This window comes from Candidatus Cryosericum odellii (genome assembly GCF_003570935.1).
Taxonomy (GTDB): domain Bacteria; phylum Caldisericota; class Caldisericia; order Cryosericales; family Cryosericaceae; genus Cryosericum; species Cryosericum odellii.
In genome coordinates this window covers 1-2536 of the sequence record NZ_QXIU01000044.1, presented here as the reverse complement: position 1 = coordinate 2536, position 2536 = coordinate 1, and the positions used below count along the sequence as shown (strand labels likewise).

Sequence of the window (2536 nt, the reverse complement as noted above, 5' to 3'; positions counted from 1 at the left end):
TCCCTGCCAGTGAGGTTGGAGAATCCCTGTGACTGTGTAGGTCTGTCCTTTGATGATCGTGGGGGTTGGAACATCTTTCTGAGGAATTGCACTAATGTACGTCATGGTCCCATCAGGCGATCTGTCTGCTTTGTCTGAAAGCGGCTGGCAGAGATAGAAAACAACAGACAATTGCTTCTTCGAAGTCTGTCCAGCAAGGGTGACCAGGGCGGTAGTGTCTGCCCGCACCGTTCTGGTGTCGATGACATCCGTTACTTTGAAGGTAGCCTGAGTATTCATTATGTAAAGGCTCTTTCCGTCCAGGACAAACGCGGGAACGATACCCTTGCATGGAGTTGTACCCTTCTGAATATCTTGAGCCATGGTGTTGCCTTGAGGAACATCAACTGTACCAGTGGCAGCTTTCGGTGTGCAGCCAGCTGCAAGCACAAGTGCAAGCAGGATTCCCGTGAATGCCGTGATTCTTGAACTGTGTCGTGCGTTCGTTATTTTCATGCTATGCGCCCTCCAACAGGTGCTTTCTCGATCGAAACTCGGCCACTGCTATCATCATTGCGCCACATCGGTGCGGCGTCGCAACAGAGATCGCACCTTCTCAAATAAGTATAACGCAACAGCTATGTCTTGACTAATCTGGGCGCATAGACGTTGGCAAAGCCACTCGGCGTCTCTGAATGCAACGTAAGGAGAACGAGCCGAAGTGAGAAGAAGCACAGTCTGCCTGAAGTGGCTCTGGAAGCGTCAGAGAGAATGCTTTGGATCGAGCTACTTTGGTAGGAAATGCCTGACAACCAGCTTGTCGTGCCGCGCTCATCAATTACACAACTCCACTTCGATACCACACAACTCAATTCGATATTACGCAACCCATTTCCAAATCACGCAACTCTATTTGCACTCCCCAAGGGGAAGCGGAGCGTTGTCGGTATCGATTTTGATGTTAGGCATCCTGCGGCAAGGTCCGACTGCGGACGCCCGCATCCAGGGCATAGAGGAGCTTGTCCAACCGGCTGTTTCCCGCTTGACGAGCGGGCATCTGAAGCAAGACTTCGCGCACTTCCGAGGGGACGTGTTCGATCGCCCAGCGAACCTCGCCATCAGCGATGGTTGGATCGCCGGCGTGGTCAAGCTCCAGTGCCAGGGCAGCATAGGCCGCTGGACCGACAACGTGCTTGGTTTGGTGGACATCCACTAAAGGATGCGTGTAGGCGGACGATGCGGCAAGGCCAGCGGCGCGAGCGGCTGCAACTGCAGCCGGATCGCCGACCTCACGGGCAGCGGCCAGCGCTGCAAAAGCAAGGGAGCGCAGCTGAGCCGTGCGCCTTCCCCCACCGGCAAACACCCGGATGCCTTCAATCGCCGCCCGGGGTCGGGTATCTGAAACCGCATGCTTCTCAAACACCGGCAGCGCTCTTTCAGCGCAGTCCGCAGCCCAGTGCCCCAGGGCCCTGAGGGATTCCAGGCTCAGCGTGAAGTACGTGGATTCACGACCCATCATTCACCTCCTTACACTATGAATATTGCAGAGCTGAGAAAGACGAGGCCCAGGACGACATGCTTGTATTCTGCCGAGTCCATGCTACCGCGCAGACTGTCAGCCATGCTCCAGAGCTTCGATTCGAAACCCAGGTTTGCTCCCGTCGTGTTGTCCTTTGTCTTTCCGCGTGCCATGGTGCCCCCTTTGGCGTCAGTTATCAAGGCAGCCGCGCCGTACTTTCCAATACTAGTGCAGCATCATCAACGAATTGTAGCGACTGAAACAAGCCAAACAAGAGAGACTGGGAAGGAAACGATACCTGGGGTATTCTCGGAGCGATGACGTCATCGCTGGCGCAATCAGTGTTGGAGGCGATACTGAAGCTCATTCCGTCACTGCGGCCATCATCAATTGCCCGACTCTTTTGTCAAATCTCCCGACTTAATGTCAAATGTTCCGACTCTAATTGTCGCAACCATTGTCTCGTTCCGCCCTCTTGACGTCGTGTAACGGTGAATATACTGTAACGACAGTTACATATCCCCTGCGAGAGGTGCACCTTATGGAAGGCCCAAGTGAAGTGAACACGGGAGTGGAGACGAGCCAGGAGAAACCGCAGCGCAAGTTCTTCGGTCTCAGCCAGAACGTCTTCGTTTTCGGCTTTGTCTCGATGCTGACGGATTTCAGCAGCGAAGTCACGGTGAAGACGCTCCCATTGTTCCTGGCCAATGCGCTCGGCGTTCAGCCCGCGATCATCGGGTTCATCGAGGGGTTTGCCGAAACCACGGCGACCATCCTCAAATGGGTCTTCGGCTGGCTGTCAGATCGGCTCAAGAAGCGGAAGTGGCTGGCATTCACCGGATACGCCATCTCCAATATCACCAAGCCGTTTCTCTACTTCGTCAACTCATGGCCATGGGCAGCATTCCTGCGATTTGCCGACCGCACGGGCAAGGGGGTCCGCACATCACCCAAGGATGCTCTGCTGGCTGACTCCTCCGAGAAGAAGAAGATGGGACGTTCGTTCGGATACGGCAATTCGATGGATACCCTTGGCTC

At 54.9% G+C, this 2536-nt stretch carries 3 protein-coding genes and 1 pseudogene; 1 reads left to right on the top strand and 3 read right to left on the bottom strand.

The window, feature by feature from the left end:
• From SMC5_RS01610 to SMC5_RS01600, 3 genes and pseudogenes are all read right to left on the bottom strand, one after another.
• A partial coding sequence (locus SMC5_RS01610; RefSeq protein ID WP_133299140.1) for a hypothetical protein occupies positions 1-495 on the bottom strand: 495 nt, incomplete at its 3' end.
• 445 nt (positions 496-940) lie between these two features.
• Positions 941-1498, bottom strand: coding sequence for a putative immunity protein (locus SMC5_RS01605; RefSeq protein WP_207798958.1), 558 nt, complete (start codon positions 1496-1498; stop codon positions 941-943).
• Positions 1499-1530: 32 nt separating this feature from the next.
• Positions 1531-1671 (bottom strand): annotated as a pseudogene (locus SMC5_RS01600) (type I restriction-modification system subunit M N-terminal domain-containing protein); the annotation flags it as partial.
• Between the two features lie 368 nt (positions 1672-2039).
• On the opposite strand from SMC5_RS01600, the gene SMC5_RS01595 reads away from it, so the two are divergent.
• A partial coding sequence (locus SMC5_RS01595; protein ID WP_133299139.1) for an MFS transporter occupies positions 2040-2536 on the top strand: 497 nt, incomplete at its 3' end.

What these genes read in the sequence shown, in the direction of transcription:
- SMC5_RS01605 (WP_207798958.1), bottom strand. Translation starts at nt 1,498, where the DNA reads ATGATGGGTCGTGAATCCACGTACTTCACGCTGAGCCTGGAATCCCTC.